Below are 14,646 nucleotides of genomic sequence, written 5' to 3' on the forward strand. Positions count from 1 at the left end.
TAAAAGTAATGAAGGATTAAAAATACTCTTTCACTGTTCTGATGTCTAGATAACCTTTTTTACCTTTCTTTACAATCTGATAGAAAGAGTGGGTTTGGGGTTCTATTTTTTCGTATATAACCTTTTTATGCTGGGGGTAGATTCCTATCTTATTATCTTTGTAGAAATAGATAAGTCCATCCTTATGTTGCTGAATATTATCGTAGATGATAGGGAGCTGTTCGTCTCCTATGAGATGTGCTGAAGCATATTTGCGTACATTGCGTTTAAAACTATTTTCTTCTTCATTTTCTTTATCCTCCTCTATTCCCTCAATATATAATTCTTTTTCTGAAATCTTTTGATAATTGTATTTGAACAGTCCGTATTTGTTCCCGCGTTGCACACGTATAAGCTCTGGGTGATGATAAATGTTATCGACAAAAAAGTCATTCTCATCCCATTCAAAATACCTACTACCATTAATGAAAGAAAGTGTTTCATCGGCACTTCTATCAGAAAGATAGTTTCGTTTTTCGGCTTCGAACTTTGAAGCAAAGCCTCCAAAACCATAAAGCATATAATGTGGGTTTTCTGATTTTTCAGGGTCTTTTTTCAATGAATAACGCGTTTCATATACTGTTCCGCAGAGTGAGTAACTGATTTTTGGAAATTTCTCGATACGTTCGCCTTCTATTGTGTAATATGCTGCTCCTTGCTTGTTAAGCATTTCAATGCCATCGCGGTAGAAATAAGCACTGCGCATCCCTTTGAACGATTTTTTTTGTAAGTAACTATCATAGAGAGTGAATTTGCTTCCTCTTCTGGCTATAACGCCAAATTTGTCATAATAGATTGTATCGTATCTGCCTGAAAGCACTTTTTCTTTATAGGTATTCATAAGCTCATAACGCTTGCCTTTGGGGCGAAGTATGAGATGCTCTTCTGGCTCATAATCTATAAAGTCATCTTTATAGGACGAAGGGAATTGAGTTGGCGCAAGCACCGTTGTCTCTCTGTCAGTTAAAAACAAGGTTTTATCTTTTAAGGGTACCATAAAACCCTCGATATTTCCTCCATCACTCAAGAGGTAAATGTTTCGCCCCTTTTTTAGATGGATAGTGTGTAGTGCATAATAGTCTGTTCTTTGATAAGGTTTTTCTTCTTCTGTGTCTATATCACATAACAAAACCAAGTGAGGGGTAAGTATCTTGACAATTGTTTGAGTATCCTCGTCATAGATAGGAGGAAGTGTGTTAAAGGTTTTGCCTACAAAATCGCTAGGGGTAGTGCGTTGTATATCTTTGAGGTAGATAATTTTGTTGTCGTCCTCTTTTATCTCGCTCAGGGTCTCTAAAATCTCCTCATTATAATCAACCAATTTGAGATCGTAGACTTCGGTATCGGTATCTAGATTTTCATCTTCTTGAGCATCAAATTCTAACTCTGAAAACTTGTCTTTCTGTTTTTGAGTATAAAAATAAAGTCCCCCATCAGAGTTATAAGCGAGGATATCGATATGACGGGTTGAAGTTTCTTTTTGTGCTTGCGCTAAAGAAGTGAGCAAGAGCGCAATGATAAGAGTAAAGTTTTTTAACATATCGTCCTAAGGTTTTTGTTGGCAAAGATAGTAATAATTTCCAAATAAAACTACTCCTCTTATTCCACTAATTGTTCTATCTGTTTTTGCAGTGTAGCTCGCTCGTTAGCCGATTTAGAAAGAGCAATCGCTTTTTGGTAGTGAGCAATTGCTTTTTGGTTATTGATATCAGTATACAAATATCCTAATAACTCGTGGTAGTAACGATTGTTTTGCAATCCTAATTTTTCAGCCTCTACAATAGCTTTTTCTTTGCCATACACCTTGCCGTAAGCAAAAGTCCTATTTAAGGCTATTACAGAAGAATATTCAATGATAATGAGTTGGTTATATAGGCGAAGAATATACTCCCACTTATTTTCATCGGTAGGGGTAGTATGCCAATAGGCAATACCAGCTTCTAAGTGATATTTAGAGATTTGAGAGTCTTCGCAGGCTTTTACTAAGTAATAGTTGCCTCTGTGTATAAGTTCTTTATCCCATTTGCTTTTATCTTGTTGTTCATAAAGAATGTTTTCACCAGTGGTATTGATACGAGCTTCAAGTCTGGAACTTTGGAAACACATCAGCGATAAAAGAGCATTCACTTGTGGTGTGTCAGTTTGAGGGTGCTCGGCAAGTAAGAGCGTAAGACGTAAGGCTTCTTTGCAGAACTCCTTTCGTATGAACTGATTGTTAGTTTCTGAAAAATAGCCTTCATTGAAAAATAAGTACAAACAGCGCAGTACAGTTTCTAATCGGGCTTGTATATCGGCTGGGCTTACGGTTTTGATTTGAAAATGATGCTCTCTGAGTTTGCTTTTAGCTCTAAGAAGTCGTTTTTTTATAGTTTCGGTATGGGTGAGTAGGGCATTGGCAATCTCTTCTACTGTAAAACCACAGAGTATTTGCAAAGCCAAACTTATTTGTGATTCTACAGAAATAGAAGGGTCACATATATTGAAAAGCATTTCTAACTGACTGTCGTTTATTTCAGAAGTTTCAAAGGTAAGTTCTTCGCTTTTTTCAGTAGGTGTAAGTGCCTTTTTTACTTTATCTTCAAATATAGCTACGTGTTTTTCATAGTCCCTAGCTTTGTTTTTGGCGACGGTGTAAAGCCACGCAGTAGGGTTAGCAGGCAAGGACTGCATTTCCCATAATTCATAGGCTTTTAAGAAAGTATCACTCGCAATATCTTCAGCAATTTCCAAATGAGAAAAGCCAAAATGGCGACATAACACTGCCACCATTTTAGCGTATTCTTTTCGAAATAAATCGGATAAAAGTTGTGAGTGAGGCATTTTAATCTCTTTTTAGCACTTCACGCACTTCGATGCTACCTCCTACTTGTTCAAAAATAGGGTTAGCTTTAGCCATTTCTACTGCTTCATCAATGTTTTCGGCTTTCACTACTACATAGCCACTGATAAACTCTTTAATTTCGGTAAAAGGTCCATCGGTTACAACCTTATCGGCTTTGATAGTTTTGGCACTGCCTGCAATAGGCAAAAGGGTATTGCCTTTGTCGGCTAATTTGTTTTGTGAAGCGATACCCGCAAGCCAGTTCATACGTTCTTGCATTTGCTCAGGAGTAGGTTTGAAATCAGCGATGTTGTTCAAACGAAAAATCAATACAAAATCTTTCATATATTTTTAAATTTAATATTATACCTCTATAACGATTGAAATTCTTCTATGGGGACAAAGATAGTAAAAATTAGCAAATAAAAAACTCCCCGTGCAGTTATTCACTACACGGGGATTTTTTTATAGCTTGTTGTGCTACGACCTAATCTGCTACTCGGCAAATCACTTTCTTATCGCCAAACTTCTCAGCGAGCCATTGTTGCAATCGCGCGGCATCTATTTCTTTAGTCACTTCTTTGCCCTTTATAGTATCTTTTTTCAGGGTGTAGAGCAGTACAGTAGCCGTTTGTAGAGAATCTTTATTAGACAAGAGGTTCAGCTTACCAAAATAAAAATCGTCTATGCTTGGGAATAATACCTGCATTTCTTTAGCAAAAGTAGCATCAGTAGGCTTGTATTTTTCCAGCTCGTCAGTTAGGTTCTTTATCATCACATCTTTACTAGAGAGCGACGACTTGTTTTTGTTGATTTCCGATAGTATTTCTTTATCAATTTCCGATTCTTTTTGTCTGATGATGAGTTTGGTATTATGTAATTTGAAGTTTTTGAGGTTACTTTGTAGTGTTTTTACTTCCTCATCGGTAAATTTCTTGTCTAAAAAAGCCAATTCAATGCTTTTAGGGTTCGTATTGTAGTGTATTTTCTTGTAAATAATGGTATAACCGTTGTTTTCGAACTCGGCAGTGATATAATGAGCTACATTCTCGTGGAATTCCTTCTCTTTCAAAAGACTATATGCCAAATACAAACTGGGGGTAACAATGAGGATGACCAATGTGGTGATAACAACGCGCAAACGCTTGTTAAGCGCTTCATTACCCGTGTTTTTAGGAGTGTATTTCAGGTATTTGATGATGAGGAAAGTAGCAATCCCAATGAAGAAACAGTTGATGCTATAGAGGTAGAAAGCCCCTAAAAAAAAACTAATATTGCCTGTTGCCAAACCAAAGCCTGCTGTACAAAGTGGAGGCATCAAAGCAGTAGCAATTGCCACCCCTGGGATAGGATTTCCTTTGTCTTGACGGGTGAGGGAGATAGCACCTACCAACCCACCCACAAAAGCGATGAACACATCGTAAATAGTAGGCGAGGTACGGGCTAAAAGCTCCGATTGCACATCCTTAAACGGACTGATATAGAAGTAGATAAACGATACTATAAGGCTCACTACCGTAGCGATAAGCAAACTGCGTCCTGTTTTTTTCAATAAGTCAAAATCGTAGGTAGCTAATGCAAAGCCTGCCCCCACAATAGGCCCCATAAGCGGAGAGATAAGCATCGCCCCGATAATGACTGCCGTAGAATTGACGTTTAGTCCGATAGATGCAATAACAATAGCACAAGCCAAAATCCATAGATTGGCACCGCGAAGAGAGATATTGCTAAGAATATCTTCTATTACTTTTTCTTTTTTTTCTTCGCCTTGGTGCAGATTAAGTAGGTTTTTCAAAAAACTCATAATGTTAAGTATTTATGATGTTAGTTTAAATATTAGGGGCAAAGATAGTAATAATTTGCTAATTAGCAAATTAGCTTTAATGGTAGTGTGTATATTTTCTTATATCTATTTTTTTTAGATTTGGCATTTCTTCCAAAAATAAAATCTTTCCATCAATAATTTTGGTTTGCTCCCAAATGTTAAGGGTGGTTAGATGTTCTAATTTTGATAATGGAATGATACTGTCTAAATTGCCTTGATTCCAAAGAGTTAGTTTTTCTAAGTTATTTTTTTGAGCAAGTGTAGCAATCAAGTTGTTAATTTTTTTGCAGGAACATATTTCAATATCTGTGAGTGTAGGCATATCTAAAATGAAGTTAATATCTTCAATTTTAGGCAAATAAGCTATATATAGACCTTTCAGCTGGGTGAGTTTCTTGCAATTGGATAAATCTAGTATATGACTATTGGCAATGCTAAGACTTTCTAAAATATTATTTTCGTTATGTATGTCTAATTTTTTTGTTTTTTTAGGCTCTATATGTAGCTGTTTCAGTGTAGGGTGGTCAAAAAAACCGTCTATTTCAAGCGTGTCATCGGTAAAGAAATCAGTGAGGTTAGCTATTTTTCTAATATCAAACGGATGAGCAAGAGCCACATTTTCTTCTATACTGATTTTTTTAATGTTACTTAAATGATAAAGAGGGGTCAAATCAGTTATTTTTGAACATTGAAGGGAAATTTCTTCAATCAAATCTATGTTCTCATTGAAGGGAAGAACAGATTTGTTATACCCTAAAAATCCTGAGAAAATAATGCGTGATAGCTTGTTTTCCTTCATAAAAGGTTCTAATTCTTCTATTTTGTCATTATTTTCAAAAACGACATAAGAGTTTTTAGAGTTTACAGGAAAATTCTTTATTTGCATACGAAAAACTTATTTTTTAATTCATTGCTGTAAGGGTAGGGGAGCTGTGAAATGTTTCTTTTTAGTATAAGGAATTAGATTTTTTCAGTGTGTTGAAATATTTTGTAATTTCTTGTAGGGTGTTCTCTGGAAGGCTTTTATATTGAGAGCAAGAAATGATATTTTGATAGGATTCTAATAGATTTTCTTCACTTTTTAATTTGTTTATTACCAATATATTGATGGCATCATAAACATCCATATATTCATTTATATTGTTCTTTTTCCATAAAACATCTAATATCCCATCCAATGTTTTAAATTTCTCATCTAAATCAATGATTATTTCTAAGGCTTGTGGAAATGTATTTTTTGTTTTTTCCTCCAAATGTTCAATAGTTTCAATTGAAGAAAACCAACCTGTCATTTCGCGATAGTCATAACCATACAAGGTAAAGATATCTTTCCAATCGGTGATGATAAAGGTGGGTCGCAGAAATTTAAGCGCATTTTCTCCTTCTTCTATACGGATTTGGTTTTCTATATCTATATGTAATTTTCCTGCTTTCAAATCTGTATACGAATATACAAGATGCAGGATATTACTGCGTTTAGAAAAAAGAAAACTAACCTCTGATAGATTGTTTTTTGTTTTGATGCTGTATTTGTTTTTCGCTTTATTAGGTTTATAACCATACTTTTCTAAAATAGATCCATATTTAGAATATAAAACCTCCATAATTGCTTTTTCCTTATCCATTTTTTGATGTTTTTATGCCCTGTAACTCCACTATATAGCGGTTTAACATATAGAAGAATTGTTTAAAAATACTGACCAATCATCATCGGCATTGTCATAGCCTATAATTTTTTCCTTGTACTTACTGCCAAAGATGTATTCGCTTACAAAAGTATTGAAATCAACATCAATCTCCTCAATACCTTCATAGCTATCGGCAGGGAAAATTACGTGTTGGGTGTGTTTGTCAAGAAAAAGAGGTTCATACAGCAACTGCCCTATTTCATACCACGAGGGCTGTTCGGCAGGGACGCGGTATTGGTTATCTAGTAGTTCCTCTGTATTCCACAGAATGATATCGCCAAAAGACCCACCATTGCAAAGTTTTAAAAAAGCACAATGTGCAGGGGCTATGAGTTGTAACACCTCTGAGGGAATATTTTCAGCTCCTTCGGGGATTTCGCCTATAAGTATGGCATCGGGCAATGCCGCTAAGCAATTTCTGTAATGGGTAATGATAGTTTCTAAGTTCATTTTCAATCAATTATTCTAACCAAACATTTGGGCATCATTAAAATTCTCACCGTCAAACTCTGAGGCGATAAGTGAGTGTCCCAAGAACATATCGTTGTCATCAAAGAAAACTTCTATATCCTCGCTGTAAAACAAGAGACTTTGCAAGCTAAGGGCTTCCATAAATTCCTCTTTAGTAAGCTCAGGTTTATCAGGATCATCCTCGTCATCATCGCCAAAACGCCAATTGTCATTGTACAGGTCTAAATATTTCTCGGCAATACATTCTTTGGCTTTGGGCAGAAGGGTGTTTATCTCACTGAAAAAAGAGTTCATCTGCTGTTCTATCTTTTCAGTTTCGCCTTCATCTTCAAGGATGATGTCCACACTTAATTCTTTTCCATTGATAACCACCGTCCCATCATAAGAAGTAGGGTCATCAGTGTGCTGTGTAAAATCTGTAATTTTATATGGTTTCATAAGTTTGTTTTAAATAATTATCAAATTTGCTAATTATCATACGGTATGACTTTTATTTGTGCGCTTTCGTATTCTGCTAAAAATACCTCTGACGGACTGTTATAGCCTAATTCTTGTAGCTTCGCAAGCAACCATTCTTCGGTTTTATCTACATCTTCCAATACGCTTTTTTGGATAATACCATCGGTGATGATAGGGTATTTAGGATTTTCTTCACCCGATAATACAATGATGAGCTCGCCATTCTGTTCAAGTACGGCTCTTTTTACATCCCTGATGTAGTAAACCCCTTCTTTGCGGAGTTTGAAAGCGAGTTCGTGTGCTGTAATTTTAGCTTTTTTGCAAGCCGCAATGTCTATCTTGCCACGATTGATAACAATCACGGGGTTACCATCTATAAACTTCCTAAAAGCGTGGTTTTTAGTTTTCAGCTGGCGTAACCCTATGATGAGTGATGCCCAAATAATCAATACAATAGCAAACTGAAAGAGCGTAACCGACGGACTGTAAATTACGCCCCCAATGATACCCCCAAGTACGTAGTTTTGTACTTGATCCATAGCTGAAGTGGGCGCTAAATTACCCTTGCCCGATTTGTTGATAATTAGGGCAATAGCCAACAATCCTAAGAGCAGTTTTAGGAATACATCTAAGTAGAAAAACTCCTCAGATTCAATATAAGGAATTGTAAACATAAAGTTGATTTATTGATGAGACAATTTGTTAATTGACAAATTGATAATTAGAATGAAATATTAAGCCCAACTTCAAGTGAATGATAGTCTTTTTTTATAGGTACAATAGGGGCAGTGTCGTAGATAAGTCGGTAAGTGCCCACAATACCTATGGTAGGGGTGATGTTATAAGTGAGGTCGAGTGCCCCGCCAAAACGCGCTTCTTTGAAGTAAGTGCTATCAGGTTTCCCTTGATGTATAGCAGTGGTGATAAGTTCCCATTTTTCATTTAATCGAAGTTTGTAGCTGAGCGATAAATGAGTTTTGATACTACGACTATAAGCGTGATCAGGGGTATTGGCATCAGGGGCTGGGTGTTGCCATTTTTCATACTCAAAGAACAAACCCGCAGCAGCAAACATCAGTGAGGAATTAGTGTTTACTAATCGATAGCGCGACTGCAAACCCGTAGAAATTTTGTGATTCATCCCCCTACTCTCTGCCCATTGTGATTCGGCATAAGGGTACACCTCAAAAGCGTGGTCTAACAAGTAGCGATATTCCAAATGTATATACCCACCACTTAAGATTATTTGACTACCATAAGTAGAAAGCTCAAATTTGTTGATTACATTGATAACCCTATTGCGATTGATGAGCAGGTTGAGGTTAGCAGTATTTTTAATTGTGAAAATATTCTCTTTTTCGGTTTTGAAGTTCAAGATAGGCATCAAGCTACCTTGTAAGGTTTTGGTACTGTCTATCGTCATCGTGAGATTTTCCGAAAAAAGCATCTGTGAGTAGGCAGAAGCCGAAGATAATAGTGTTAATAACACATAAAGTAATTTTCTCATTGTACTTAATGTTTTCTTTTCAAGGCGCAAAAGTAAGAATAAATAGGTGATTAGCAAGTTAGTTAATAGAAAAATCCCCGTAAGGTATCATACCTCACAGGGATTTTTTTTAGTTATTGGTAACTTCTGTAGTAACCTCTATATTTCCACGAGTAGAGTTAGAATACGGACAAACTTGATGCGCTTTAGCGGCAAGTTCTTCAGCTTGTTCAAGGGATACCTCGGGTATGTTTACTTGTAAGGTTACTGCAAAAATAAACCCGCCATTATCGAGCTTCCCTATAGATACGTGTGCCGTTACAGAGGTCTCGTCAGTGGTTATTTTAGCTTGCTTGATAACCAAATTCAGGGCAGTATCAAAACAAGCTGCATAGCCCGCTGCAAAAATCTGCTCAGGATTGGTATAATCATCATTAGCCCCACCTAAGGCTTTAGGAGAGCGCAGTTCAAGGCTCAACACGCCATTATCGGAAGTTACTTTCCTTTTTTGACCACCGGTAGCGGTAGCCACTGCTGTGTACAATGCTTTCATAATAATTCTTATTTATTTTTTTTGACTTTATTTTTGAGAGACAAAGATACAACAAATATTTCGAATCATATTTTTTTTTACAAATAAATTTTGTGATATATAATTTATGATGATTGGTGGCTAATTGATAAGTAATAAAAAATCCCCGTGAGGTATCACCGCACGAGGATTTTTTAGTTTTTAAAATATTAGCATAAAAACATCCAGCCAATGCCAAACTTATCTGTAAAACTGCTGTTCTCCATTGAGATTTGTAGTGAGAGCTTCGGTCATAAAGTCAAAAAAGGGACGCATAGCTAATAATCCTTGAATTGCTTTCTCAGTAAAGTTAGTTGCTTTAGCTTCTTCTAAAGAGTAATCGTGCTTGAGAAGAAACTGTTTTTTACGCAGATAGTCTATCATTGGATCGTCTTTCTGAAAACTTTTAGGGACTGTTTTGAGTTCTTCTCCCCATAATTGTCCGCCAAATTCTTTTTGTATGCCCTCATTCTTCATTACTGCCCTAAATTTCTCAGCGTTAAATGATATCTCCTGACGGATACGTAATAATTCATCTTTATTGGGTTCAAAAAAACCACCCCCTATAAAAGTCTCTTGCGGACTGATACATACATAATACCCACCGAGATAGTAGGGTTCTTTGCGCTGTATATAACATCCAAAGTGTGTTTTGTAAGGTGTTTTGTCATTAGAAAAACGCAAATCGCGATGAATGCGATATATTTTTAGTGAAGCCAAAGTGTCATTCTCAGTAAGTATAGAATAAATATGCTTAAAAAGTGTAGTGGCTTCCAATTTAGCGGATTCGTATCGAGCTTTATGAGCATCAAACCATTCTTTATTGTTGTTTTCTGCAAGTTCTGTAAGGAAATCAAACATATATTATTGAAAATTAGTTGTTTTTATTCTTTTTCTTAGAACTCTTTGCTTTGCTGTTGAACTCTAAACAGAGTTCTAACCAAAAATCAAAGTCTTTTTTTTGGTTGTATCCCGTAGGGTCTACATAGCAATAGCCAGAGAGTTCTTTGCCTCTCATTACCACTGGCGAGAAGCCCTGCCTTTCAGCAATTTCTTCTGTCTGCTCAGGGTCAAACCTACACATTAAGGTATCCTCTCCTATATTGATGCACATCTTGTTATTCACCAAGAAAGCCAAACCGCCAAACATCGCTTTTTCTTCCACTGTAATATGAGGAATTTTTGCCAAATATTCGCGAACTCTATTCGCAAGTGTTATACTATAAGCCATATTTATTAGATTTTTGAACTAAAATAGTTTAAAGCTACTATAGTTCCCAGATGTCTCGATTCGTGCATATTGTTTACATACATAGCTTCTTCTATAGTATCAATAGAAAATAAACCTACCTTAACCGTTGGGAACTCATTGAATAGCCTTCCTTGATAATCTTCTTGTAATTGATTTGCCGTACTGAGTAACAATTCCTTTACTTGGTAGATTTCTTCCTTTGAAGGTGTAATCTTTTGAGGAAAGGTACCACGATTGTATTTCTCTAAAAAATCAGTGCTGATTAGCAGTTTATTTCCACTGAGCTGATAACATAAGAATTGCTGTACAGCAATACAATGTGCTATATTCCAAAAGATATTATTAGAAAAACCTGTTGGGATATAACCTAATTGTTCAGGAGTAAGATTATCTAAGTAAGTCAATAGGTTTTTGCGAATGGATAAAAGAAAATCAAAGTGTTTTGTTTTTGTCATTTTTAAATGTTTTTTAGAAATCGGGGGCAAAAGTACTGCCTTCAAACAAAAAAAATCTTGCCATAAGACAAGATTTTTAAGTTTTCAATGATGAATGTTTATCCCCAGAAATCATCTTCGGCTGTTGGGTTGTCCAAAAATAACCAAACGCCTGTTATATGGCGTTTTTATTCATCGTTGAGTTCTTTTTGTATTTTCTTTGGAAGAGCTAATACAACTAAATCATACGAATCTTTTATCCATTCTTGAAACTGTTTGTCAGTAATTTTCCCTTTGGTTTTTACACTGTTCCAATGTTTCTTATTCATATAATATCCTTCAATTACTTCGTTATATTGTTCTCGTAACTGAATAGCTTTATCAGGATCACATTTTAAATTAACAAACTCATAAGTATTTATGTCGGTGGCACAAAACATTTTCCCTTTTACGGAAAACACAAGCGTTTTATCGTCAAAAGGCATAGATTCTTCTGCGCCTTTTAATGATAAACAAAAATTTCTCAATTCTTCAATATTCATTATTGTTCAGCTTTTTCGGCAAATCCGAGAATGTATCCATTAATGTCTTTTAGGTAAAACTCCTTCATTCCGTACCAAGTTGTTTTTAATTCGGTTATTTCTAACTTTTTCGCTTTCATTTGTTGATGAAATTCGTCTATTCCCTCAATATCCATATAAAAAGAAACGGAAGCTCCGATTGGCAAACCTGTTGCAAAAACAACATCTTCCTTAAATGTATCGGTACGTTGAAAGAAAATTTCAACATTATCTTTTTGCATCATAGCATAAACATATTCTTTACCTTCGGTAAAACTTTGTTCAATTCCGTCTTGAGTTGCAGGAACAGTCATAATCAATTTGAACCCGAAGTTTTTTTCATAATAAGCAACCGATTTTTTCACATCCGTTACTTCAAAATTTGGGGTAAGTTTTGTAATCTTCATAATAAATCTTTTAAATTTAAAATGCAAAATTACTCGTTGCGCTTGGTTGCTAATTGTAAAAATCGGACATTCTCGTTTTTTGACAACTCTCTCGGTGTTTTTTCCGTATATTTTTTTATTTCTTTAATGAAATGAGCTTGGTCAAAATAGTTTTCACTTGGATAAAGAATTCCTTTCGAGATGTCTTTATATGAAGCATTACAGCGAACAATGTTTAAAAATAGCTTCAATGAAAACCCAAACATCTGATTAAAATACCGATTTATCTGTCGGCTGCTCCAAAACACACTTTTTGAAAGTTCTTCAACAGATAAATTTTGCCTTTGGTAAACTAATTCAAAAAGTTTGAGTTTTCTGTTGTCTATTTCCTTAAAATGTTTGATTGAATTTTCCAAATAATTCGAGATTTCTGAAACAAATATTTCAAAGTCATTGGTTTGATAACTTGATATATTCCAGAATGTATCGTGTAAAATTATGTTTGTGTTCAGAATAGATTTTATTTCTCGCTGAAATATATATTCAGCTGCCAAAAGTTTGAACCGAATGCCAAAAAGTTTAGTTGATTTCGGTATCACTACATTAATAGGCATTATCCAAACTCCAGTTAGTTTTATTTGTTTAAATGAATTGTTTTCAAATCCTACAATAAGGTCGAAGTATCCATCTGGAATAATCGTATGTTCAAATTCTGTACTAAAGGTTTCATATTCCCAAAAACTTTGAATAAAGTTCGTCAAGAACCCAATGGGTTTTATTTCTCTGTATTTCATTTTTTATAATTCAATCAGGGTACAAAATTAGCGGAAAGCCTCTACTGGTAATTTTTAAAACGACAAGATTTTCTCAACAAACCTCCTTTCGTATTCTGCTTAGCGAAGTATCTGTGATGCCTAAATAAGTGGCTATATGTTTTAAGGGAGCGTACTTTATAGCACTGGGTTTTTCCTTAATAAACTGCATATAGCGCTCTTTGGCAGGGAGTGTAATCATTTCAAGCGATCGTTTCTTTGCCTCAAACAATTTCTCTGTCATAAAGAGTCGCCCCCATTCCGAATATCCTTTTAAACTGTGATAGAGTTCTTGAAAATGGTCATAATCTATATGCCAGCCCTCACAATCGGTAAGGGCTTGGATATTTTCGGCTGAAGGCAAATGCTTAAAAAGAGAGAGTTCTTGCACGATAATTTCACCTTCACAAAAGAAGTCGGTAGTGATATCATTCCCTTCATAGTCATACACAAAGGCGCGAGCAACTCCCCTCTGCAAGATGAGATAACCACGAGCTATTTCGTCCTTGCGCAAGATAAAATCACCTTTACGAAAAACAATAGGCTGATGGGCTTTTTGTATTTGTTGCAGTTCTTGCGCCCCTATCAGAGGGTGTTTGTAGATGTTTTGAAATAAGTTATGTATCATTGTTGTTCTTCATATTTTATTACTCCTCTGGATACTTTATTTCATAAGACAAAATACATACATTATTCTTCTTTTTTAAGCTGATTGAAACAATTCCTAAGGGCACTTCTTTTTCTATAATAACACTGTTTTTCTGTATTGTGTAACTTATATAGTGTTTATTATCATAAAAACTTTTTAGAGGTATTTTATTCAATAAGTTTTCTGAAGCATAAGGAAAATCAGTTAAAAAGCAATTGTATGCCTCTTGGAGGTTGCTAAAATTATATTCTTTTTCTACTTTCCAATAATTTCTGTCATCACCTGGAATTCCTTCTATATGGAAGTTTTTACTTGCAGAATCATCTTTGTATTTCTTTTTAAAATAGAAGAAGTACCCTCGGTCACGGAAAATAATAGTACTATCATTGAGACACAATGTATTAAAGATATTATCACACAGCAAATCATCATCAATCTCTTTGATAAAACTAATACTATCTTGTTTAGGTTTTAAAAATATTATGTAACTATCCTCCTCATTATCCTTTTTTAATTTTGTGGGGTATTTATACTGAAAAACGTATTTAGCACATTGGTTAGAAAGTATTAAAGAGTCTTTTTTGAGTGAAAATTGGGCAAAATGAGAAAATTGCTTAGCATAGTTCTCACTGAATTTTTCATTGTCATTTCCAGCATCTTTAATATATTTAAAACATTCCCATTTTCCCTCATATCTTTTATCTACTAAATTTTTCTTTACCTTGATATGGTTACTACTTTCAGATTCCGATATGATTTTATTTTCATTACTCTCCTTACATATTTTTCGAATGTTATCTGCAGTAAGTAAATTTTCGTCGAAAGTTAGAATAATAGGATTTTCTATATCATAAGTTATATTGTATAGTTTTTTTTCCTTCACACAAAGCAATAACCAAGCAATAGTGTTTTCAACCACTTGTTTGGTATTAGGTTCATTCTCATCAGTAATATCCATATCAAAAAACACTTTGATGAATATACTATCTCCCGAAATGCGATCTATTCTTGTGAAAGCTTTGGGGTAATGTTTCCAATCTAAAGAACTTGATTGTACAATTTTTGAAATAATCCCTTCACAATCTAATTCTTCCTCTTGTTTGTTTTGGTTGCTACTACTTTGATTATTAATAAAATCACAAGAGACAAGTATTCCTATAAAGAAGAAAAGATAAATTATTTTTCTAATCATT

19 protein-coding genes are annotated in these 14,646 nt (G+C 34.9%); all 19 read right to left on the reverse strand.

Going from position 1 to position 14,646, the window contains the following annotated elements:
• Nucleotides 1–16: 16 nt before the first annotated feature.
• Nucleotides 17–1,579, reverse strand: a complete 1,563-nt coding sequence (locus tag CGC57_RS08995) for a hypothetical protein (protein ID WP_095898876.1) — start codon at nt 1,577–1,579, stop codon at nt 17–19.
• A 59-nt stretch (nt 1,580–1,638) separates the two neighbouring features.
• On the reverse strand, nt 1,639–2,859 hold the full coding sequence (locus tag CGC57_RS09000) for an RNA polymerase sigma factor (RefSeq protein ID WP_095898877.1): 1,221 nt from the start codon (nt 2,857–2,859) through the stop codon (nt 1,639–1,641).
• A 1-nt stretch (nt 2,860) separates the two neighbouring features.
• Entirely contained in the window at nt 2,861–3,205 is a 345-nt protein-coding gene (locus CGC57_RS09005) for a YciI family protein (protein ID WP_002666814.1), read from the reverse strand.
• A 142-nt stretch (nt 3,206–3,347) separates the two neighbouring features.
• Nucleotides 3,348–4,664: a DUF389 domain-containing protein gene (locus CGC57_RS09010; protein ID WP_002679510.1), complete on the reverse strand. Its 1,317-nt coding sequence runs from the start codon at nt 4,662–4,664 to the stop codon at nt 3,348–3,350.
• 76 nt (nt 4,665–4,740) lie between these two features.
• Nucleotides 4,741–5,571: a hypothetical protein gene (locus tag CGC57_RS09015; RefSeq protein WP_095898878.1), complete on the reverse strand. Its 831-nt coding sequence runs from the start codon at nt 5,569–5,571 to the stop codon at nt 4,741–4,743.
• Between the two features lie 61 nt (nt 5,572–5,632).
• The gene (locus CGC57_RS09020) at nt 5,633–6,310 is read right to left on the reverse strand and encodes a hypothetical protein (protein WP_232747229.1); all 678 of its coding nucleotides are present in this window, start codon (nt 6,308–6,310) and stop codon (nt 5,633–5,635) included.
• Nucleotides 6,311–6,352: 42 nt separating this feature from the next.
• A complete protein-coding gene (locus tag CGC57_RS09025) occupies nt 6,353–6,823 on the reverse strand; it encodes a hypothetical protein (RefSeq protein ID WP_095898879.1) in 471 nt (156 codons plus the stop codon).
• A 15-nt stretch (nt 6,824–6,838) separates the two neighbouring features.
• Nucleotides 6,839–7,282, reverse strand: coding sequence for a DUF2262 domain-containing protein (locus CGC57_RS09030; protein ID WP_095898880.1), 444 nt, complete (start codon nt 7,280–7,282; stop codon nt 6,839–6,841).
• A gap of 29 nt (nt 7,283–7,311) precedes the next feature.
• Complete coding sequence (locus CGC57_RS09035) at nt 7,312–7,977, reverse strand: DUF421 domain-containing protein (protein ID WP_095898881.1); 666 nt, start codon at nt 7,975–7,977, stop codon at nt 7,312–7,314.
• Nucleotides 7,978–8,024: 47 nt separating this feature from the next.
• Nucleotides 8,025–8,810: a DUF481 domain-containing protein gene (locus CGC57_RS09040; RefSeq protein ID WP_095898882.1), complete on the reverse strand. Its 786-nt coding sequence runs from the start codon at nt 8,808–8,810 to the stop codon at nt 8,025–8,027.
• 109 nt (nt 8,811–8,919) lie between these two features.
• Complete coding sequence (locus CGC57_RS09045; RefSeq protein ID WP_095898883.1) at nt 8,920–9,342, reverse strand: organic hydroperoxide resistance protein; 423 nt, start codon at nt 9,340–9,342, stop codon at nt 8,920–8,922.
• A 219-nt stretch (nt 9,343–9,561) separates the two neighbouring features.
• The gene (locus tag CGC57_RS09050) at nt 9,562–10,221 is read right to left on the reverse strand and encodes a DUF2461 domain-containing protein (protein WP_095898884.1); all 660 of its coding nucleotides are present in this window, start codon (nt 10,219–10,221) and stop codon (nt 9,562–9,564) included.
• 13 nt (nt 10,222–10,234) lie between these two features.
• Nucleotides 10,235–10,591 (reverse strand): TfoX/Sxy family protein, encoded by a 357-nt coding sequence (locus CGC57_RS09055; protein ID WP_095898885.1) that lies wholly within the window; start codon nt 10,589–10,591, stop codon nt 10,235–10,237.
• Nucleotides 10,592–10,596: 5 nt separating this feature from the next.
• On the reverse strand, nt 10,597–11,067 hold the full coding sequence (locus CGC57_RS09060) for a DinB family protein (RefSeq protein WP_095898886.1): 471 nt from the start codon (nt 11,065–11,067) through the stop codon (nt 10,597–10,599).
• A 167-nt stretch (nt 11,068–11,234) separates the two neighbouring features.
• Complete coding sequence (locus tag CGC57_RS09065; protein ID WP_002679424.1) at nt 11,235–11,588, reverse strand: MmcQ/YjbR family DNA-binding protein; 354 nt, start codon at nt 11,586–11,588, stop codon at nt 11,235–11,237.
• Nucleotides 11,588–12,013 carry a VOC family protein gene (locus tag CGC57_RS09070; protein WP_002666885.1) on the reverse strand — a complete coding sequence of 142 codons (426 nt, stop codon included), beginning with the start codon at nt 12,011–12,013 and terminating at the stop codon, nt 11,588–11,590. Before CGC57_RS09070 ends, CGC57_RS09065 begins: the two co-directional genes overlap by 1 nt.
• A 29-nt stretch (nt 12,014–12,042) precedes the next feature.
• Nucleotides 12,043–12,786: a helix-turn-helix domain-containing protein gene (locus tag CGC57_RS09075; protein ID WP_009733817.1), complete on the reverse strand. Its 744-nt coding sequence runs from the start codon at nt 12,784–12,786 to the stop codon at nt 12,043–12,045.
• Between the two features lie 73 nt (nt 12,787–12,859).
• On the reverse strand, nt 12,860–13,432 hold the full coding sequence (locus CGC57_RS09080) for a Crp/Fnr family transcriptional regulator (RefSeq protein ID WP_095898887.1): 573 nt from the start codon (nt 13,430–13,432) through the stop codon (nt 12,860–12,862).
• Between the two features lie 19 nt (nt 13,433–13,451).
• On the reverse strand, nt 13,452–14,645 hold the full coding sequence (locus CGC57_RS09085; RefSeq protein ID WP_095899493.1) for a hypothetical protein: 1,194 nt from the start codon (nt 14,643–14,645) through the stop codon (nt 13,452–13,454).
• Nucleotide 14,646: the final 1 nt, after the last annotated feature.

Origin of the sequence: Capnocytophaga sputigena (assembly GCF_002302495.1) — a bacterium.
GTDB lineage: Bacteria > Bacteroidota > Bacteroidia > Flavobacteriales > Flavobacteriaceae > Capnocytophaga > Capnocytophaga sputigena.

Coding starts and splice junctions, on each gene's coding strand:
- CGC57_RS09065 (WP_002679424.1), bottom strand. CDS start 11,588: ATGAATATTGAAGAATTGAGAAATTTTTGTTTATCATTAAAAGGCGCA.
- CGC57_RS09045 (WP_095898883.1), bottom strand. CDS start 9,342: ATGAAAGCATTGTACACAGCAGTGGCTACCGCTACCGGTGGTCAAAAA.
- CGC57_RS09085 (WP_095899493.1), bottom strand. CDS start 14,645: ATGATTAGAAAAATAATTTATCTTTTCTTCTTTATAGGAATACTTGTC.
- CGC57_RS09000 (WP_095898877.1), bottom strand. CDS start 2,859: ATGCCTCACTCACAACTTTTATCCGATTTATTTCGAAAAGAATACGCT.
- CGC57_RS09030 (WP_095898880.1), bottom strand. CDS start 7,282: ATGAAACCATATAAAATTACAGATTTTACACAGCACACTGATGACCCT.
- CGC57_RS09035 (WP_095898881.1), bottom strand. CDS start 7,977: ATGTTTACAATTCCTTATATTGAATCTGAGGAGTTTTTCTACTTAGAT.
- CGC57_RS09010 (WP_002679510.1), bottom strand. CDS start 4,664: ATGAGTTTTTTGAAAAACCTACTTAATCTGCACCAAGGCGAAGAAAAA.
- CGC57_RS09080 (WP_095898887.1), bottom strand. CDS start 13,432: ATGATACATAACTTATTTCAAAACATCTACAAACACCCTCTGATAGGG.
- CGC57_RS09050 (WP_095898884.1), bottom strand. CDS start 10,221: ATGTTTGATTTCCTTACAGAACTTGCAGAAAACAACAATAAAGAATGG.
- CGC57_RS09055 (WP_095898885.1), bottom strand. CDS start 10,591: ATGGCTTATAGTATAACACTTGCGAATAGAGTTCGCGAATATTTGGCA.
- CGC57_RS09075 (WP_009733817.1), bottom strand. CDS start 12,786: ATGAAATACAGAGAAATAAAACCCATTGGGTTCTTGACGAACTTTATT.
- CGC57_RS08995 (WP_095898876.1), bottom strand. CDS start 1,579: ATGTTAAAAAACTTTACTCTTATCATTGCGCTCTTGCTCACTTCTTTA.
- CGC57_RS09005 (WP_002666814.1), bottom strand. CDS start 3,205: ATGAAAGATTTTGTATTGATTTTTCGTTTGAACAACATCGCTGATTTC.
- CGC57_RS09020 (WP_232747229.1), bottom strand. CDS start 6,310: ATGGATAAGGAAAAAGCAATTATGGAGGTTTTATATTCTAAATATGGA.
- CGC57_RS09015 (WP_095898878.1), bottom strand. CDS start 5,571: ATGCAAATAAAGAATTTTCCTGTAAACTCTAAAAACTCTTATGTCGTT.
- CGC57_RS09070 (WP_002666885.1), bottom strand. CDS start 12,013: ATGAAGATTACAAAACTTACCCCAAATTTTGAAGTAACGGATGTGAAA.
- CGC57_RS09025 (WP_095898879.1), bottom strand. CDS start 6,823: ATGAACTTAGAAACTATCATTACCCATTACAGAAATTGCTTAGCGGCA.
- CGC57_RS09040 (WP_095898882.1), bottom strand. CDS start 8,810: ATGAGAAAATTACTTTATGTGTTATTAACACTATTATCTTCGGCTTCT.
- CGC57_RS09060 (WP_095898886.1), bottom strand. CDS start 11,067: ATGACAAAAACAAAACACTTTGATTTTCTTTTATCCATTCGCAAAAAC.